The following is an 18,065-nucleotide window of genomic DNA, read 5'->3' as shown; positions in this document are numbered from 1 at the left end:
AAAAAAGAAGTATTTTTACGAAAAAAAATATTCTCACACAATTGGAATTTTCAGGATAATTAGTCATCCTGTCAGTTTCTTACAGTTATAAAATAATACAAATAGATGAAAGAAAAGGTAAAAGAGAAGATGAGTACAGAAAAAGAATCTAAATTAAAAGCGCTACAACTTACGCTGGATAAACTAGACAAAACTTACGGTAAAGGTACCGTAATGAAAATGGGCGATAAAGCCATTGAAGAAGTGGAAACGATTTCTTCAGGTTCATTAGGTATCGATTTAGCCTTAGGAGTAGGTGGCTATCCAAGAGGGCGAATCATCGAAATATATGGTCCAGAATCCTCTGGAAAAACAACCCTTACATTGCACGCCATTGCCGAAGCTCAAAAAGCAGGTGGAATCGCTGCTTTTATTGATGCAGAACACGCTTTCGATAGAAATTATGCAGAGAAATTAGGTGTAGATATCGAAAACTTGATCATCTCACAACCAGACAATGGAGAACAAGCATTAGAAATTGCGGAAAACTTGATTCGTTCCGGAGCCATTGACATTGTTGTAATTGACTCGGTTGCGGCTTTGACTCCAAAAAGTGAGATTGAAGGTGAAATGGGAGATTCTAAAATGGGTCTTCATGCCCGTTTGATGTCTCAAGCATTACGTAAATTAACTGGAACAATAAGCAAAACACATTGTACGGTTTTCTTTATCAATCAATTAAGAGAAAAAATTGGTGTTATGTTTGGTAATCCAGAAACAACAACTGGAGGAAATGCATTAAAGTTTTACGCTTCGGTTCGTTTAGATATCCGTCGTTCTACTCAAATTAAAGATGGTGATAACGTACTTGGAAACAGAACCAAAGTAAAAGTGGTAAAAAACAAAGTGGCTCCACCATTTAAAATCGCTGAATTTGATATTATGTACGGAGAAGGAATTTCAAAAACTGGAGAGATTCTAGATCTAGCTGTCGAATTTGAAATCATCAAAAAAGCAGGATCATGGTTCAGTTATGGTGAAACCAAATTAGGACAAGGTCGTGATGCGGTTAAGTCTTTAATCAAAGATAATCCAGAATTAGCAGATGAATTAGAAGGGAAAATTAAAGCACATATCAAAGAATTAGCTGCTTTGTAAATCCAATTTACTTGTAAAAAAACGATGCCGAAATAAATTATTTCGGCATTTTTTATAGCCTAAAATGAAACCTTCCTTTAGCTATATTCTTAAAAATAAATTAGAATTATTTACACTTTTTGATTCAAAATCAAATCATTAAAAAAAATGATTCCTAAATATAACGAGCAACTTTAAAAACTCTAAGTTCTCCCTTACTTTCATTTTTTACTCTAAAATTAACCCACGGCAAGCAACCTTTCTAATTTTAAATCATCTTTTATAAAATAAATATAAATCAATAAATTTTAAAAAAATGAAAAAAATGAAATTAAAGGTGATTGCTTTGGCATTAGTAGTAGCATCAGGATTTGCTTCGTGCAGCAATGATAATGACCAACCCCAAATGGCAACTAAAAAAGCGTTTATTAGCGCCGTTACCAGACCAACGGCAGGAGTAGTAAATCAGGAACTGACTTTGATAGTTGCTTATGATGTCGAAAACAAGTGTGGTGTTTTTAATAAATTTTCAGAAACAACTACAGAAAACACAAAAGAAATTGAAGTAGAAACTAACCTTGAAGGTACGGATTGCGGTACAGCAGCGGTCACTAAAACGACAACTTATAAATTTAAATCTTCGGTTGCAGGAACGTATATCTTTAAATTTAAAAAATCAGCTACAGAATTTATCACACAAACAATTGTTATAAGTTCAGCAACTTAAAAAATAAGTAGAAGCTGTCCTCTTTGACAGCTTCTTTAAAAAAAAAGGACATAATGTAGCTTTTTTTGCAAAATCAAACCCTTAAAAAACACTAATTTAGTATTTTAATACTGCTGCATTTAACTAAAAATTAATTGTTGACGCAACCTTTTAAAAAAATTGTATCTCAATAATAAATCTTACTACCCCCTTTTTTGTAAAATGGGTTTTATTAACTTAAAAAATGAAAACAATGAAAAAATTTATCGCACTCACCCTATTTTTATTGACACTTTTATCTTGCAGTACGGACAATGATCTTCCTAACTACACTTACGAAGTACTTCCTGTAGCAAGTTATACATTGCCTCAAAGTTTCAAATTAGGAGAAACCTATGAAATAAAATTGAAGTACCAGAGACCTTCAGATTGTTATTCTTTTCAGGGAATCTATTACGATAAGAATTTAAATATCCGAACTATTGCCATTCAGTCAGCTGTAAACAAGGACCAAGTGTGCACGCAAGTCCTTCCAGCAGAATCAGAAGTATCTTTTAATTTTTTCGTAACCAACACTGGTTCCTATATTTTCAAGTTTTACAAAGGAGAAGACGCTAATGGTGTTACTATTTTTGAGGAAGTGGAAGTTCCTGTTACTAACTAATTCTTGACTAAAATTGTGGGGTTAGACCAATTGATTACTGACTGTAAAAAAAACTGCCCTAAAGCACAAGAGCAACTATACCAGCTATTTTCTAAAAAACTATTTGGCGTTTGCCTAAAATACTCCATTAATTATGCCGACGCAGAAGACAATTTACAAGATGGTTTTTTAATTATTTATGACAAAATAAAACAATTCAATTTTAAAGGCTCTTTCGAAGGTTGGGCAAAGAGAATAATAATTAACAATGCCCTTCAAAAATTTAGAGACGTTCGGTTTATGGAGATTGTAGATGACACTGTTGCTGACGAAGAAGTTGAAATCGATGATGAGAACATCTCTATTGATTATTTAATGCAGATTATTCAGGAATTGCCAGATCAATACCGCCTGGTTTTCAATCTTTACGTCTTGGATGGATATTCCCATAAAGAGGTCGCAGAAATGCTTAAAATAACCACTGGAACAACTAAATCTAATCTGGCCAGAGCTCGGATGATTTTAAAAGAAAAAATTGAAAATTATTCCCGAATTAAAACAAAGTCAGCAACAAAATGAACGATAAAAAAAATATAGACCGGTTTTTTCAGGAGCAATTTAAAGATTTTGAATCCCATCCGAATGAGCAAGTTTGGAATAACATCCAAACAGCTTTGAATGAAAAGAAGAACCGAGAAGTACTGCCAGCCTGGATAAAATTCTCCGGAACTGCAGCGGCTTTTCTTGTGGGGATATTTGCCTTGCATACTGTTATAAACGACAAAGTTAAAACTAATAATCCTGTGGTTATCGAATCAAAAGTTCCAAAAACCAACGTAAATGAAAAGGAATCTATCCCTAATGAATCCATAAAAGAGCGACCTTCATTAGAAATTAAAACAGGTCCTCAAGTAGTCGAAAATAGTGGTAAAACAAAGCAATCTGAACAAAAAGAGAGTATAAATTCTACTGGATTTAAAATTAATTCGAACAAAGAAAAGAATCAAAAGGAAGCTGTTGTTTATTTGCAAACAAATAATTTGTCGCTAAAACATCCCGCAACAGCGCTTGAAAACAAAAAAGCTACAGCTGTTACCGAGGCAAAAACAGACGACCTATTTGAGAAAATCCAACAACTACCTCTAGAAAAAACAAGTATAAATCCCCTTGAAAACACTAGAATTGCTTTACAAGACACTAAAAAAGAACCCTCAACTGCTAGTGCAATTCCAAACGAATTAGATGAAATTCTTAAAAAGAAAACAGATCAAAAAAAAGAAGTTGTTAAGATACATCAGCAAGACAAATGGCAGATTACACCTAACATCGCAGCTGTTTATCTGAACTCAAATTCAGGCGGTTCCGCTATTGATGCACAATTTTCAGAAAATCAAAAAACAGCAGAAAATAGCTTAAGTTTTGGCGTAGGAATCCATTATGCCGTTTCTAAGAAAATAGCCTTGCGTTCTGGGATAAACAAACTGTCATTGGGATATAACACAAATAACGTTATCTACTCAACAGGCTTGGCTAACAACAATCTGGCGAATATTGCTTACACTTCAACTGCTTTAGTAGAAATTAATAATGAAGCTACTTTAAGCATGTTATCTGCATTCGAAAAAGATATACAAAAAACAAATACAGGTGCATTAAACCAGAAAATGGGCTATTATGAAGTTCCTTTGGAACTTTCCTATTCCGTTTTAGATAAGAAGTTTGGAATTACTATTATTGGAGGAGTAAGCACCTTGTTTCTTAACCAAAATAAAATATCGCTCGTATCAGAGGAAACGAATCTAAAATTAGGTGAGGCCACTAATTTAAATCAAATTCATTTTAGCACTAATGTTGGTTTAGGATTTAAATACAAAATTATAAAATCGTTCCAAATCAATTTTGAACCCATGCTTAAGTACCAAGTTAATACGTTTTCAAATGATTCTGGCAACTTCAAGCCACTATTCATTGGTTTGTACTCTGGAATCAGCTATAGCTTTTAATTGGATCTAAATCGAAATCTATCAGTTGATTGTATATTATTTCGCGCACTTCTTCGCGAATTTCTTTGCGGTCAACGCCAGTTTTTCCCAAAGTCTCTACGTGTGAATGCATTTTTACACGCATAATTCCTGGGCTTCCGCTGAAGAAAGTATAGGAAAATCTCTTTTTATTATCGGCAAAAGTAATGGGAACAATAGGGATTTCGTGTTCTATCGCCAAGCGAAAAGCACCGTCTTTGAAAGTATCTAACAAAACCGATTCATCATCAGGAACGCCACCTTCGGGGAAAATACAAATGCTTAATCCTTGATTGATTCTTTTTTGAGCACGATTAAACACTTCCATTTTACTTTTTGAAGAACTTCTGTCTACCAAAATACAGGTTCTTTTATAGAAAAATCCAAACAAAGGAATTTTTGACAATTCTTTTTTACCCACAAAAACAAACGGATTTCTTGTTAGGGCAAGCATCAACATAATATCGGCCATAGAAGTATGATTGGCAACAATCATGTAACTTTTTTGGTATTCCATCTCTTGGTTTTTGTCTATTTTATAATAAAAACCCATCCCGAAAAGAATAAATTTTGCCCAAATACGAGCCATCTTAAAAAAATAAGGATAGCCGCTTTCCGTTAAAATGGACAATACCAGAAAGGGAAACATCACCAATATGGGAATGGTCATTAAAATATAAAACCACACCCGCCACAGTACCCAAAAAACAATTTTTAATCCTCTCATAGGTTCAAAAGTAAGAAATCAGAAGTTATCATGAGTATAAATTTTCGATGTTTTTTTCAACCATATAAGTCATATAAGTTTTTAAATTGTCTGTCAATTTTAATTCCGTTATTTAAATTCATTAAAGTTTTATCGACTTAAATGACTTATGTGTAAAAGAAAATTTTGCGAATGCTAGTTGGAATACGTAGATTTTTAAAATTTACGAATTTGCGGTAAAAAATGAAAAACTTTACGAACTTTGCGTGGAAGAAAAAAATACAATGGCAAAAATACTTACAGGCGTTCAAAGTACTGGAACACCACATTTAGGAAACTTACTTGGCGCAATCATTCCCGCAATAGCATTATCAAATAAACCTGAAAATGAATCGTTTCTTTTCATTGCTGATTTGCACTCCATCACACAAATAAAAAACGGTGAAACCTTACGAAACAATACGTACAGTACCGCCGCTGCTTGGTTGGCTTGTGGTTTAGATGTGAACAAAGTAGTTTTCTACAGACAATCGGATGTGCCACAAACGGCGGAATTATCGTGGTATTTAAGTTGTTTTTTTCCGTTTCAACGCTTGACATTAGCGCATTCATTCAAAGACAAAGCAGACCGTTTAGAGGACGTTAATGCCGGATTGTTTTCCTATCCAATGCTGATGGCTGCTGATATTTTATTATATGATGCTGAATTTGTGCCCGTAGGAAAAGATCAACTGCAACATTTAGAAATCACTCGCGATGTCGCTTCCCGTTTCAACCACCAAATGGGAGAAACTTTTGTAATTCCAGAAGCGATTGTACAACAAGACGGCTTACTAATTCCAGGAACAAATGGTGGAAAAATGAGTAAATCAGCCAATAATATAATCAATATTTTTCTAGACGATAAAGCCTTGCGCAAGCAAGTGATGAGCATCGAAACGGATAGTACGCCGCTTGAAGATCCTAAAAATCCAGATACGTGCAATGCTTTTGCTATTTATTCTTTGTTGGCAACCGAAGAACAAATCGCTGCGATGAAAGCCAATTATCTTGGCGGAAATTATGGATACGGTCACGCCAAACAAGCCTTATTTGAACTAATTTGTGAAACTTTCAAAACCGAAAGAGAAAAATATAACTATTACATCAATAACCTCCCTGAAGTAGATTCACTTTTGAAAATTGGTGCTGAGAAAGCTTCGGCTGTTGCCAATGGTGTACTGGCTAGAGTAAGAGAAAAACTAGGATTTGAGGTTGTATAGTCTTACTATTTATAGCAATATTTCAGTTATTAATTCCCACTAAATTTGTCACGCTGGAAGCGTCTCAACATTTGAGAGCAACTCAAACGAGACGCTTCCAGCGTGACAAACTAAATAGAAAGTGTTTGTGCTCAATTTATTACTAAAAAATTTATTTTTACTATTAGTCATGCTAGAAGTGTCTCATTGTTTGGTTTTTTGTAAACGCTATATCGCCTCAAACAATTTTCCCGGCAACGGTCGTATCACACCTTTCAATTCCATATTTAACAGCATTCCTGAGATTTTATAAATAGGAAAATCACAGCGCAACGCAATAATATCCATCAATTCTTTTCCTGTTTTAAGGAGGTAATCGTATACTTTTTGTTCGTCTTCTTCTAAAGTAACAAACAGCTGTTTCTGCACTGGTTTTGCGTCTTTTTGTATATCCCAATTTAAGATATATACTAAATCAGCGGCACTGGTGAGCACATTCGCTTTTTGGGTTTTTATTAAGTTGTTGCAGCCTTGACTGTATTTGTCGGTTACACGACCTGGAACCGCAAAAACATCTCGGTTGTAATCATTCGCCATATTGGCTGTAATGAGCGAACCACCACGATCAGCCGATTCAATTACGATAGTCGCTTCAGACATACCTGCTACAATGCGGTTTCTTCGAACAAAATTTTCTTTATCCGGATACGAGGAACTCCAAAACTCGGTCATAAAACCCCCATTTTGCTCAACTTTGGCAACATATTTTTTATGGGTTTTCGGGTATATTTGGTTTAAGCCATGCGCCACCACTCCTATCGTTTGTAAATTATGTTCCATTGCCAATTGATGCGCCACAATATCGACGCCATAGGCAAAACCGCTTACGATTATGGGATCGAGTGGCGCTAAATCTTCAATCAGTTTTCTACAAAACTCCATTCCGTAAGACGTGATTTGGCGCGTTCCTACAATGCTGATGATTCTTCTGTTTTTTAAATTAATATTCCCTGAGGTGAATAATAAAAGTGGCCCGTCAATACAATGTTTCAGTCGTTCAGGATAATTTTCGTCTTGAAAATAAGCGACATTAATTTCATTGTTTTTTATAAATTCCAGCTCCAATGTTGCTTTATCAAAAACCGATTTATCTTTTAAATTTTTCAGCAAAATGGAACCCACTCCATCAATTCCAGCAAGTTGTGAAGCCTTAGTATTAAAAACGGCTTCTGCAGAGCCAAAATGCGTCAGCAGTTTTTTGGCCATGATGTCGCCCACGCCTTCTATTCTTTGCAATGCCAATAAATAAAATAAATCCTGTTCTTTCATGCTAATTATTTGAAGGTGAAATGTATAAATTTTTATGCGGATTGTTAATAAAAATTGTGAATAAAATTTTGATAACTATTTTGGTTGTATAACTTTGTAAGTATGAAAATCGAACTATACATCGCGCAGCTTTTATACCGTTATCAATGTGTAACCGTTCCGGGTTTCGGAGCTTTTTTGACCGAAATTCAATCGGCTAAACTAAACGAAAGCTCCAATTCGTTTTCTCCTCCCAAAAAAATGATTGCTTTCAATGCGAATCTGAAAAATAATGATGGTTTATTAGCCAATCATATCGCTTTAGCAGAAAAAACATCGTATGAATATGCCGTAAGTAAAATTCAATATGAAGTTTTTAATTGGAAAAAAGCATTTGAAGAAAACGAAATTATATCAATAAAAAATATTGGAGATCTTCGTTTGAACGCGGATAAAAATATCGTTTTTACTCCGTACGATCAAACCAATTATTTGACTAGTTCTTTTGGATTAGCTCCTTTTGTTTCACCACTTGTAAAAAGAGAAATCTTTGAAAAAGAAGTAGCAGCAATTGAAGAAAAACCTACCATAACAATGGTTCCTGAGGAAACCAAATCAACCAATTCCTATTTAAAATACGCCGCTATTTTTGTATTGGGATTAGGAATTGCAGGAAGTGTGGGTTATCCAATGTACCAAAACCAAATCGCCTCAGAAACGATGCTAGTTGAAACTGCGGTTCAAAAACAAGTTCAAAATAAAATTCAAGAAGCTACTTTCTTTATCGAAAGCCCCGTTCCAGCGGTAACTCTCGCTGTAAAGTCGACTGCCGAAATAAAAATGCCGTACCACATTATGGCAGGTGTTTATAGAGAAGAGAAAAACGCTAACAAAACGTTGCGCATTTTAAGCCGCTTAGGATATGATGCCAAACGCATCGCTCCTAACAAAAACGGATATTTTCCGGTGTTGTACGGAAGCTACGCTACTTTTGCCGAAGCGGAGAAAGCCAAAAAAGAAATCAATGAAAAGCACAATCCCGAAGCTTGGATTCTGATTCAATCTTTATAAAAACATAAAATCTTCGTGATTAAGACAGTCCCCAAAAAGTGAAAACGATTTGGGGATTTTTTTTAGGAGCTAATTCCAGCTATTCGTTATATCTCTTGTAGTCTCGTTAAAAAACGAGACTACAAGAGGATGCCGCTACTATCTGGGCTAGGGAATTGATCTAATTTAAGCGTCTTACGTACTATTTGATGAGTTTTTAAGTAGCTTGCGAGTTGATTATATTTCCCCAAGAGAAAAGTTTTTTTAAGGATTAATGGCGTATTAAAAACACATTTTTGTATTTCTTATAAAAGTCCTTCAATGCTAAGGATTTAATCCTTTTTTCGCTTTATAAAGCAACGTTGCAAAAGCCAGGTTATGTAGTTTTGATAAAAGTAGAAATTTGTTACAAAAAGAGTAAACGCGATGCTACTTCCTACACTATTGATAATAAGCAAAGCTGTTCAATCAATTATTAAACCGCAACTTTTGTCAAACCGATGTTGTGCATTTGCCCTTCTTTTTCTAGCGCACTAGATTTCATAGCAATGACAGTAAATAACCAATAAGTGAACCACCTAAAACAACAAATGCATTATTCAATTTCTTAAAACGAAAAGTTGAAACAATACTTAAAACCGCAATGAATATTGTCCGCCAATCTGTAATTGTGTCTTTCCCCATATCTAAGCAAACTGCTATAATGATTGCTACCGAAGCCACATTAACAGCATCCAAAAATGCAGAGAATAGTTTTGAGTTCCGCATTTTATTTACCAATGGATTGAGTAATGCAACAAAAACAAATGATGGTAAAAAAATTGCGACTGTGGAGACGATTGCTCCTGTCAAACCGTTGATTTGATAACCAATAAAAGTTACAGAAGAAAAAACGGGTCCAGGCGTAAATTGCCCAACCGCAATCGCATCAATAAGTTGTTGTCTTGTTAAAAGTCCTGTTGATACTAATTCTGTATCAAGAAATGCAAACAAAACATAACCGCTCCCGTAAAGTATCGCGCCAATTTTTAAGAAAATCCAAAATAAGTTTACATTAATTGCAGCAGTTATTTCCGTGTTTGTGATTTGCAATACTGTTAATGGAAGCAAATTTTTTACACTGTTTTGCTTATTATTACGCACACAAGCCAAAAGAAGGGCAAACAATCCTGCTCCAAACATTAGATAAATTTCATTAATGTGAAGCAAAGAACTAATTAAAACAATCATTCCGATTATTATTAGTTCTGTGGATTTCAACGATTTTTTTGCTAAAGGGTATATTGCCACTAGTATAATGGCAATAATTGCAGGTTTTATTCCGTAGATAAATGGTTGCACTTCGGGCAATTGTCCATATTGTTTGTAAAGCCAGGCAAAAATACCTGTGATGAATACGGCTGGTAAAATAAAACAAACACCGGCAACAATTAGACCTTTCCAACCGCCTTTTTCGTGTCCGATATGAATTGCCATTTCTGTGCTATTTGGGCCAGGTATTAAATTTGTCGCCCCAATTAAGTCAAGAAAATGTTGTTCAGTGAACCATTTCCTTTTTGAAACTACTTCGCTTTGCATCATTGCAATATGTGCCGCAGGACCCCCAAAACCAATAACGCCTAATTTTAAAAAAAGCTTTGCTAACTCTTTTAATTCGGCTTTACTTTCCATTTTTCATTAGCTTGTTATCTATTGACCATCTGCCACCGCCTTTGATTAAAAGAAAAACACTACCTAAAAGCATAGCCCAGTCTGTTCGGCTTCCATGAAGCATTCTCCAAAATCCTTCGGTGGCTAAAACTTCGGTTTTGGTTGTTGCTATCGCAACAACCATAATAATGATTAACAAAATACTTCCAAAACGAGTGAATAGTCCAAGTAATAGCAATGCACCACAAAGTATTTCTGCAGTGCCCACAAAACTTCCTAAGAATTCAGGGGATGGCAAACCGATTTTTTCAAAGCGTCCAGCACCTAATGTTTCAGAGAAAAGAAATTTTTGTATGCCTTCAGAGAGAAAAACAGCGCCAACCATCAAGCGAATTAAAATACTTGTTTTTGAGTTGTCTGTGTGGATAAATTTTTGAAACATAATTATTTGCAAATTGGTGATTGTCTGTCTGTTGGGATTTTTACAGTAAAGAAAGGCACTTTCTCCAATGCGTGGCAACGATTACAGTTGATTATTAAGGTTTGAAAATATTTATTGAAAAGGGCTGTGTCTTTCCATTCTAACGATTTTTTCATTTGTGGCAATACATAAGTCAAAAAGTGTTTTGCTAATTTTGCTCTTTTAGCTCTTCGTTCAAGTCAGTTTTCAATTGTGCTTTTTATTTTTTCTAATTGATAGTTGGCATAGTCCCAATTCTGGTCTTGTCCTCCCTAATACAATTCTTGATAACGATAACCAATTTCCACCATAGCATAATAAAAACCTCTGAATTGTTTTTTAATAGTCTTCATTTGCTTCGTTTTAGTACTTTTTATCTAGTCACCTAATATTTTTTCAATTTCTTTCTGATAATTGCAGGCAAAAAATTCTTTCGTTACAATAAGAATAAATAGTTGTTTGATTTTTTATCAATTCATAGTTTACGAGGTCGCCCTAAAGATGGGTCTGAAAAAAGCCTTAGTTTGTCATTATTCCAAATATAGAAAAAATATCTTTGTATGCTACTACTAGTTATAATAAATAGGAATAATGATGAACGGCACAGCAGTGGAAACGCTTTTCTATTATTCTTAAAAAAAGAAAAGATTAGAACAAATAGCGCGAAGATTCGTTCTTAAAAACCACAACCACTCTGCTCTTAAAATAAAAATTCAACCTAATTCAAACTCGCTTTAAACATCCTCGCTTCTTCCCAAGAGAATTTTTGTCCGTGCTTTTCCATCAATGCATTGAGCGATTCTTCTCGGTATCCAGCAAAAGCGGCTGCTAAATCCTGTAGTTTGTCCTCCGGTAAAACGGCTGAGATAGCTACTGCTTTGGTTTGAATCAGCTTGACAAAATGCGAGTAAATGGTTTGTTTGGTCAAGACTCTGATGGTAGCAATATCAGTAATAGATTTCTTTTCGACCCATAATTCATAGGTTTCTTGAACGGTTGATTTCTTGGGTACAGTTGTTTTTGCTTTTTTCGCCGAGTAGCGTTGCACGTCTTTATCATCTTCAATCAAGGTGATGTTAAGTTCTTTGAATTGATTTTGAATTGCTTCTGTTTTTCGGCTTATGTATCTCTTTATTTCTGAAGAGGTTAATTTTTCTTTTGAAATGGTTTCTCCAGCAACAACGGTTTCTATCAGTAATTTGGCTTTCATCAATCGCAGCACCGCTTTGGTTTGCAACTCTTCCAGAACAATTAATTCATCATAAAACGCTTTTACTTTCTTGATGCGTTTTACTTCTTCAATTTTCCAAAGAATTTCAAAGACCAAGTCGTCCATTGGCTTCAAGAAATAACTAAAAGCCGCTTGAATCCGCTCCGAAACATGATTTAAATCAACTGTTTCAGGAGCAAAAAGTTTGTTCAATTGCGAAATGAATTTTCTGGATGGATCCAAAAGCTGATCTACTTGTTCCGCTTGCTTTTTTGCCCAAACCGCATGCTTGGATTTCCCTGAAACTTCAGAGCTTTCGTTGTAACTGAATCGGTGATTGCGCCACTCTTGCGCTAAGTCACTCCAATCAAACGTGTTGACTAAATAATTATGAATAAAATTTTTGGTCTCAAAATGCAACGCATTGGCTAAAAACGAATCTGATGCTTTGTTCAACGCATAATCCATCACATCCTGGTCGTTTGAAATGCCATTCATGCGCAACGGCGAAAGCAAAATAAGCCCTTCTAACGAACGCAAACGCGACAACGCGACATATGCTTGACCCGGCAGAAAAACTTGCGAAACATCAAGCGCAGCTTTGTCAAATGTCAAACCTTGGCTTTTATGCACCGTAATGGCCCACGCTAATTTGATTGGGTAATGTACAAAAGTTCCCAAAACCTCCTCTTCAATTTCCTTAGTAGTTTGATCGACCTTGTAGCGAATGTTTTGCCATTCGTATTTTTCGACTTCGATGGTTTTGTTTTCTTCGGGAAAATGCACTAGAATTTCTTGGCTTCCAAGCGATTTGATCACACCCATTTTTCCGTTGAAATAGTGCTTGTCAAGGGACAGATCATTTTTCACAAACATCACCTGCGCGCCTATTTTTAGCTTCAGCTCTTGTTCCACGGGAAAAATTTTATCTGGAAAATCACCTGTTATTGCAGGATTATAGGATACTAATTTTCCATCTAAATCTTGTAATGCCTGAGCATTCATAGAGTCGGCTTTGTTGTTATGTGTGGTTAACGTGATATAGCCCTTGTTAGCTTTTAAATCAAAATCAGGCTTTACATATTGGTTTAACGTTTGGATATCGTCCTGTGAAATCTGGTTGTTGCGCAGGTTATTCAAAACCGAAATAAAGGTATCATCGGTCTGGCGAAAAATCTTGGACAATTCAATATACAATGGCGGATTTTGCTGCACGACATGCGAATGGAAAAAGAATTTTCCTTTGTAATAGGTTTTCAGCGTGCGCCATTCTTCGTCCCTAATTACCGGAGGCAACTGCAATAAATCGCCAATATACAAGACTTGAACACCACCAAAAGGAGTATTTCTTTTACGTACCGATTGCATCATGTAATCCATAGCATCGAGTAAATCAGCACGAAGCATACTGACTTCATCTATAATTAATAATTCCATGTTGCGAATCACCGATTTCTTTAAACCGCTCATTTTGAAATGCCTACGCAACGTAGCTTTGGTTTCAAACTTGGTGCTCTCAGAAAATTGAGGCGAAGAATTATCCGGAATAAATCCACCAAAAGGCAGCTGAAACATCGAGTGAATCGTGACACCACCCGCGTTCAACGCAGCGATTCCCGTAGGTGCTACAACTACCGTATTCTTGTGCGTGGTTTGGATAATTTCCCGTAAAAGGGTGGTTTTTCCAGTTCCTGCTTTCCCAGTGAGGAAAACAGATCGTTGGGTTTGATTGATGAATCGTAAGGTGTAAGCGGCGGCTTCTGAGATAGTTTGCATTAGGCGTGTATATATGAAGCTAAAGTATTGAATTTTAGGAATACATTTTATAGTTTACTAAACTATTTGTCTGCTGATTTGGTTTTTTTAGCCACGATAGCAACGGAAATCCTCGAGGTTTGGCAAGTGATTTTTTTCTAGCCAGAAAAGAGCGACTGCAAGAAGCTCCTTTTATGGTGTAGAAAAAACAATTGCTAACCAAGAGATTAGAGTGTATATCGGGAAATAGCTTCAAAAAAAAAGCCTTCAATCTAAAGATAGACGAAGGCAATTTTTTGAATTAATAGAAAATAAATTATTTCTTAGCTTCTGCTTTTTCATCTGTTTTAGCAGATGCTTTGTATTTATCGTTCAAGCCTTTAATGATTTCTTTTGTGATATCAAATTTGTCTTCAGCGTATAATATTGATGCTGCGTCACCTGTTCCATAGATGTAGGCATATCCTTTTTCTTTTCCGTACGCTTTGATGAATTTTTTCACTCCACTTACTAGAGAATCCATTTCTTTTCCGCTTTCAACCTGTAATTCCTGAGATAATGCTTGTTGTGCATATCCTAATTGTTGTTCTCTTTTTTGCAATTCAGCTCCTTTTTTTTGTGCCCATTCTTGACCATTGGCTTGTGCTTGCGATTGAAAACTGGCTGCTTCTTGTTTAAACCTTGCGATTTCTGCTTCTAGCTGTCTGCCTTTTTCCTCTGCTTTAGTTTTGTATTTTGCTTCAAGGTCTTTTGCCTCTGTATATTCTTTCATTAATTCAGAAGTGTCTACGTAAGCTGTTTTTACTTCTTTTGCTGCTTCGGCTGGTTTGTTGCAAGCAAATAGAGAAATTGATAATGCGATAATTACTAATGCTTTTGTACTCATATTTTTAATATTTCTTTTTTGGTATTCGTGAATCTTCAATTTCATTTTGATGAATTTCTAGTTTTAAGTATTGGTGACAAAAATATAAAAAAATAGATAGTATTGACATAAAGTTTTAAAAATGCTACTTTTTTATGATATAAGATTTTATTATTATAATTAATGAATGTATAATGTATGTCTATTAAAAACGACCTTCATATCTTTTAAATAAACGGATTAGTTTAATAGTCCGACAATCACATTCGATTTCATTAAAAAATGCGCTTAAATTCGCTTAAAATGATTTTTGATTGTTTTTTAAGATGTAAATGTGTGAAGAATACTCAAAATTCTTCTTCGCTTCCCAATTCGACTGCAATCCGACAAAAAAGGCTTTTATATAATTCATTTTACCAGTTTTGTATTTTTCCGAAAGTAAGCTCACGTAAAATGAGTCGAATTTCATAGGAAGCACTTTTTCTAAACTCATTGCTTCTTTTTCGAAAAGCATTTTTATAGCCGTTTTAGAAAAATGCCAAAAATGAATCGGCACATCATAAGCGGCCCAAAACTTCCCGTAATGTTTTGCGTCGAACGATTTGAAATTTGGAACGGCAATAATTAAAGTCCCTTCGGGTTTTAATAATCGTTTCAATTCTTTGATTTGGTTTTCCAAATTTGGAACGTGTTCCAAAACATGCCACATCGAAATCACATCAAAAGAATGGCTGTCTAATTCGCTGGTTTCTCCAACAAATGAAACCCCTTTCTTTTTCGCAATCGCTTTTGCTTTTTCACTTGGCTCCACTCCTATCGTGTGCCAACCGTTATCTTTGGCCACAGATAAAAAATCTCCCGTTCCGGCTCCAATATCTAAAATACTTCCTTTATTCGTTTGTAATGAATTGATTAAACTCAACTTATTTTCAAGCGCAATGCTTTTTACCAAATGATAGGCTTTTTCAAATAAAGACCTTTTGCTATCCGTGTGCGAAATATAATCCACACTTTCGTAGTACTTTCCTAAATTTTCTAAACTGGGTTGTGGAGACGTAATCAGCATGTCAAATTTGACATCATGATATAAGTCAAAAATTTCCTGAGAAACAGAATAATCTTTAACGGTTAAAAAAGGCTGTTGGTTTGAAATATCCATTAAATACTAGTGCTTTTATATTTTAATTTTAAACTAAACCCTGAAAACACCAACGGATACTTTCAGGGCTGAATTATTTATTTTTTATGATTCTTCAATTATAGCAAGGCTTGACAACGTAGTTTCACGTGGAACAAATTGATTTAAGAATAAAGATTAACGATTTCTGATTTCAGATCTTTCATAAATCTGCAATCAAAAATCGTTAATCAAAAATCTACAATCCCTAACGTCCCATATAAATCAACAATACTGAAACATCACTTGGAGATACTCCACTAATTCTTGATGCTTGAGAAATTGTTACTGGTCGAATCTTGCTTAATTTTTGTTTTGCTTCAATGGACATGGATTTGATTTTTTCATAATCAAAATTCTCAGGGATTTTTACATCTTCCAATCGAAGCAATTTATCTGCATTATTTCTTTCCTTTTCGATATAACCTGAATACTTCACTTGAATTTCTGCTTGTTCCAGAATTTCTTGATCCACTTGATTGTTTGCAATATAATCTACAACCTTTTCAAACTTCATGATGTCTTCCAAATCAATTTGCGGACGCGAGAATACTTTGAACATCTTATCTCCTTGCGTAATTAAAGCCGTATCTTTTGATTCTAAAATAGGATTTGCTTCCGCAACAGAAACGCTCGTTTCTTTGAAGAAAGCCACCATTTTTTCAGATTCGTTTAATTTGTGTTCCATTCTGCGCAATCGCGCTTCAGAAGCCAAACCAATTTCGTGTGACATTGGAGTCAATCTAAAATCGGCATTATCCTGACGTAACAACGTTCTGTATTCTGCTCGTGACGTAAACATTCGATAAGGTTCTTCTGTTCCTTTCGTGATTAAATCATCAATTAAAACTCCAATATAAGCTTCATCTCTTTTTAAGATTAATGGCGCTTTTTCATGTACTTTTAAATGCGCATTTATTCCAGCCATCAATCCTTGAGAAGCCGCTTCTTCATATCCAGTAGTTCCGTTTATTTGTCCAGCGAAATACAATCCTTCAACTAATTTTGTTTCCAAAGTGTGTTTCAATTGTGTCGGCGGAAAATAATCGTATTCAATTGCATATCCCGGACGAAAGAATTTTACTTTTTCAAATCCTGCAACAGAACGCAGCGCTTTAAATTGAATATCCTCAGGAAGCGAAGTTGAAAAACCATTTACATAAACCTCACACGTATTCCATCCTTCAGGCTCCACAAATAATTGGTGTCTTTCTTTATCAGCAAAACGATTAATTTTATCTTCAATAGAGGGACAATATCTTGGTCCAATACTTTTTATTCTTCCATTAAACATTGGCGAACGATCAAAACCTTCTCTCAAAATATCATGAACATCCAAAGAAGTATACGTCATATGACACGATCTCTGGTGAACTAATGGAGTAGTCACATCAGAATAAGAAAACTTATCCGGTTTAGCATCTCCTTTTTCTTCGTTCATTTTGGAATAATCCAAAGAACGTCCATCCACTCTAGGAGGTGTTCCTGTTTTCATTCGGCCTGATTCAAAACCAGCAGCGACTAGATCTTCGGTAACACCATGCGAAGCACTCTCGCCTGCTCTTCCTCCACCAAATTGTTTTTCTCCAATATGAATCAATCCATTTAGAAATGTTCCATTCGTTAGCACAACTGATTTGGAACGAATTTCAAGCCCAAGCGAGGTTTTTATACCTAATACTTTTCCATTTTCAATTATCAACCCTTTCACCATCTCCTGATAAAAATCAAGATTTGGAGTTCCCTCCAACATCATTCTCCACTCCTCAGCGAAACGCATTCGGTCACTTTGAACACGTGGCGACCACATTGCTGGACCTTTGGATTTGTTCAGCATCTTGAACTGGATTGCAGTCCTATCCGAAACAATTCCCGAGTATCCACCAAGCGCGTCAATCTCACGCACAATTTGTCCTTTGGCAATTCCGCCCATTGCTGGGTTGCATGACATCTGCGCAATATTCTGCAAACTCATGGTTACCAATAAAGTTTTGGACCCCAAATTTGCAGCAGCAGCGGCAGCCTCAGAACCCGCATGTCCTGCGCCAACAACAATCACATCATATTCCTCTAAAAACATCTTCTTGTATAATTTAACCCATCTTGATGGGTTCTGATTTTGTAATCTATATTTTGTTCCACGTGAAACAACAAATA

Annotated in this window: 15 protein-coding genes; 7 read left to right on the top strand and 8 right to left on the bottom strand. The window is 35.4% G+C overall.

The features are described 5' to 3' along the window. Positions 1-129: 129 nt before the first annotated feature. The 5 genes from recA (at position 130) to IWX83_RS14255 (ending at position 4,468) form a co-directional block, all read left to right on the top strand. A complete protein-coding gene (gene recA / locus IWX83_RS14275) occupies positions 130-1,137 on the top strand; it encodes a recombinase RecA (protein WP_073353354.1) in 1,008 nt (335 codons plus the stop codon). Between the two features lie 295 nt (positions 1,138-1,432). Then, on the top strand, positions 1,433-1,843 hold the full coding sequence (locus tag IWX83_RS14270; RefSeq protein ID WP_196830607.1) for a hypothetical protein: 411 nt from the start codon (positions 1,433-1,435) through the stop codon (positions 1,841-1,843). 232 nt (positions 1,844-2,075) lie between these two features. After that, entirely contained in the window at positions 2,076-2,486 is a 411-nt protein-coding gene (locus tag IWX83_RS14265; RefSeq protein ID WP_196830605.1) for a hypothetical protein, read from the top strand. A 15-nt stretch (positions 2,487-2,501) separates the two neighbouring features. Further along, positions 2,502-3,044: an RNA polymerase sigma factor gene (locus IWX83_RS14260; RefSeq protein WP_073353357.1), complete on the top strand. Its 543-nt coding sequence runs from the start codon at positions 2,502-2,504 to the stop codon at positions 3,042-3,044. Then, positions 3,041-4,468, top strand: coding sequence for a hypothetical protein (locus tag IWX83_RS14255; RefSeq protein WP_196830603.1), 1,428 nt, complete (start codon positions 3,041-3,043; stop codon positions 4,466-4,468). The genes IWX83_RS14260 and IWX83_RS14255 overlap by 4 nt, the downstream gene beginning before the upstream one ends. Here the strand turns inward: IWX83_RS14255 and IWX83_RS14250 are convergent. Further along, positions 4,452-5,213, bottom strand: coding sequence for a 1-acyl-sn-glycerol-3-phosphate acyltransferase (locus tag IWX83_RS14250; RefSeq protein ID WP_073353323.1), 762 nt, complete (start codon positions 5,211-5,213; stop codon positions 4,452-4,454). The two genes, IWX83_RS14255 and IWX83_RS14250, sit on opposite strands and share 17 nt — an antisense overlap. A 263-nt stretch (positions 5,214-5,476) precedes the next feature. On the opposite strand from IWX83_RS14250, the gene trpS reads away from it, so the two are divergent. Next, the gene (gene trpS, locus IWX83_RS14245) at positions 5,477-6,454 is read left to right on the top strand and encodes a tryptophan--tRNA ligase (protein WP_196830600.1); all 978 of its coding nucleotides are present in this window, start codon (positions 5,477-5,479) and stop codon (positions 6,452-6,454) included. A 207-nt stretch (positions 6,455-6,661) separates the two neighbouring features. On the opposite strand, the gene dprA is transcribed toward trpS, so the two are convergent. Beyond that, positions 6,662-7,762, bottom strand: a complete 1,101-nt coding sequence (dprA, locus tag IWX83_RS14240) for a DNA-processing protein DprA (RefSeq protein ID WP_196830598.1) — start codon at positions 7,760-7,762, stop codon at positions 6,662-6,664. A 102-nt stretch (positions 7,763-7,864) separates the two neighbouring features. Here dprA and IWX83_RS14235 point away from each other — a divergent pair, with 102 nt between their 5' ends. After that, on the top strand, positions 7,865-8,812 hold the full coding sequence (locus IWX83_RS14235) for an SPOR domain-containing protein (protein ID WP_196830591.1): 948 nt from the start codon (positions 7,865-7,867) through the stop codon (positions 8,810-8,812). Positions 8,813-9,331: 519 nt separating this feature from the next. Here IWX83_RS14235 and chrA read toward each other — a convergent pair. From chrA to mnmG, 6 genes are all read right to left on the bottom strand, one after another. Next, positions 9,332-10,462 carry a chromate efflux transporter gene (chrA, locus tag IWX83_RS14230; protein ID WP_196830589.1) on the bottom strand — a complete coding sequence of 377 codons (1,131 nt, stop codon included), beginning with the start codon at positions 10,460-10,462 and terminating at the stop codon, positions 9,332-9,334. Then, positions 10,452-10,883, bottom strand: coding sequence for a DoxX family protein (locus tag IWX83_RS14225; protein WP_196830587.1), 432 nt, complete (start codon positions 10,881-10,883; stop codon positions 10,452-10,454). Before IWX83_RS14225 ends, chrA begins: the two co-directional genes overlap by 11 nt. Before the next feature lie 736 nt (positions 10,884-11,619). After that, on the bottom strand, positions 11,620-13,887 hold the full coding sequence (locus IWX83_RS14220; protein ID WP_196830585.1) for a helix-turn-helix domain-containing protein: 2,268 nt from the start codon (positions 13,885-13,887) through the stop codon (positions 11,620-11,622). Between the two features lie 295 nt (positions 13,888-14,182). Beyond that, on the bottom strand, positions 14,183-14,797 hold the full coding sequence (locus IWX83_RS14215) for an OmpH family outer membrane protein (RefSeq protein ID WP_231380037.1): 615 nt from the start codon (positions 14,795-14,797) through the stop codon (positions 14,183-14,185). A gap of 232 nt (positions 14,798-15,029) precedes the next feature. Beyond that, positions 15,030-15,890, bottom strand: a complete 861-nt coding sequence (locus IWX83_RS14210; protein WP_196830583.1) for a bifunctional 2-polyprenyl-6-hydroxyphenol methylase/3-demethylubiquinol 3-O-methyltransferase UbiG — start codon at positions 15,888-15,890, stop codon at positions 15,030-15,032. 226 nt (positions 15,891-16,116) lie between these two features. Beyond that, positions 16,117-17,988, bottom strand: a complete 1,872-nt coding sequence (gene mnmG, locus IWX83_RS14205) for a tRNA uridine-5-carboxymethylaminomethyl(34) synthesis enzyme MnmG (RefSeq protein ID WP_196830582.1) — start codon at positions 17,986-17,988, stop codon at positions 16,117-16,119. Between the last annotated feature and the right edge of the window lie 77 nt (positions 17,989-18,065).

The sequence above is a fragment of the Flavobacterium sp. CG_9.1 genome, assembly GCF_015751645.1.
GTDB classification, from domain to species: domain Bacteria; phylum Bacteroidota; class Bacteroidia; order Flavobacteriales; family Flavobacteriaceae; genus Flavobacterium; species Flavobacterium xanthum.
The sequence above is the reverse complement of the archived record's forward strand: the minus strand, read 5'-3'. Positions and strand labels throughout refer to the sequence as shown.

Coding starts and splice junctions, on each gene's coding strand:
- IWX83_RS14215 (WP_231380037.1), bottom strand. CDS start 14,797: ATGAAATTGAAGATTCACGAATACCAAAAAAGAAATATTAAAAATATG.
- trpS (WP_196830600.1), top strand. CDS start 5,477: ATGGCAAAAATACTTACAGGCGTTCAAAGTACTGGAACACCACATTTA.
- IWX83_RS14265 (WP_196830605.1), top strand. CDS start 2,076: ATGAAAAAATTTATCGCACTCACCCTATTTTTATTGACACTTTTATCT.
- IWX83_RS14220 (WP_196830585.1), bottom strand. CDS start 13,887: ATGCAAACTATCTCAGAAGCCGCCGCTTACACCTTACGATTCATCAAT.
- dprA (WP_196830598.1), bottom strand. CDS start 7,762: ATGAAAGAACAGGATTTATTTTATTTATTGGCATTGCAAAGAATAGAA.
- chrA (WP_196830589.1), bottom strand. CDS start 10,462: ATGGAAAGTAAAGCCGAATTAAAAGAGTTAGCAAAGCTTTTTTTAAAA.
- IWX83_RS14235 (WP_196830591.1), top strand. CDS start 7,865: ATGAAAATCGAACTATACATCGCGCAGCTTTTATACCGTTATCAATGT.
- recA (WP_073353354.1), top strand. CDS start 130: ATGAGTACAGAAAAAGAATCTAAATTAAAAGCGCTACAACTTACGCTG.
- IWX83_RS14250 (WP_073353323.1), bottom strand. CDS start 5,213: ATGAGAGGATTAAAAATTGTTTTTTGGGTACTGTGGCGGGTGTGGTTT.
- mnmG (WP_196830582.1), bottom strand. CDS start 17,988: ATGTTTTTAGAGGAATATGATGTGATTGTTGTTGGCGCAGGACATGCG.
- IWX83_RS14270 (WP_196830607.1), top strand. CDS start 1,433: ATGAAAAAAATGAAATTAAAGGTGATTGCTTTGGCATTAGTAGTAGCA.
- IWX83_RS14210 (WP_196830583.1), bottom strand. CDS start 15,890: ATGGATATTTCAAACCAACAGCCTTTTTTAACCGTTAAAGATTATTCT.
- IWX83_RS14225 (WP_196830587.1), bottom strand. CDS start 10,883: ATGTTTCAAAAATTTATCCACACAGACAACTCAAAAACAAGTATTTTA.
- IWX83_RS14255 (WP_196830603.1), top strand. CDS start 3,041: ATGAACGATAAAAAAAATATAGACCGGTTTTTTCAGGAGCAATTTAAA.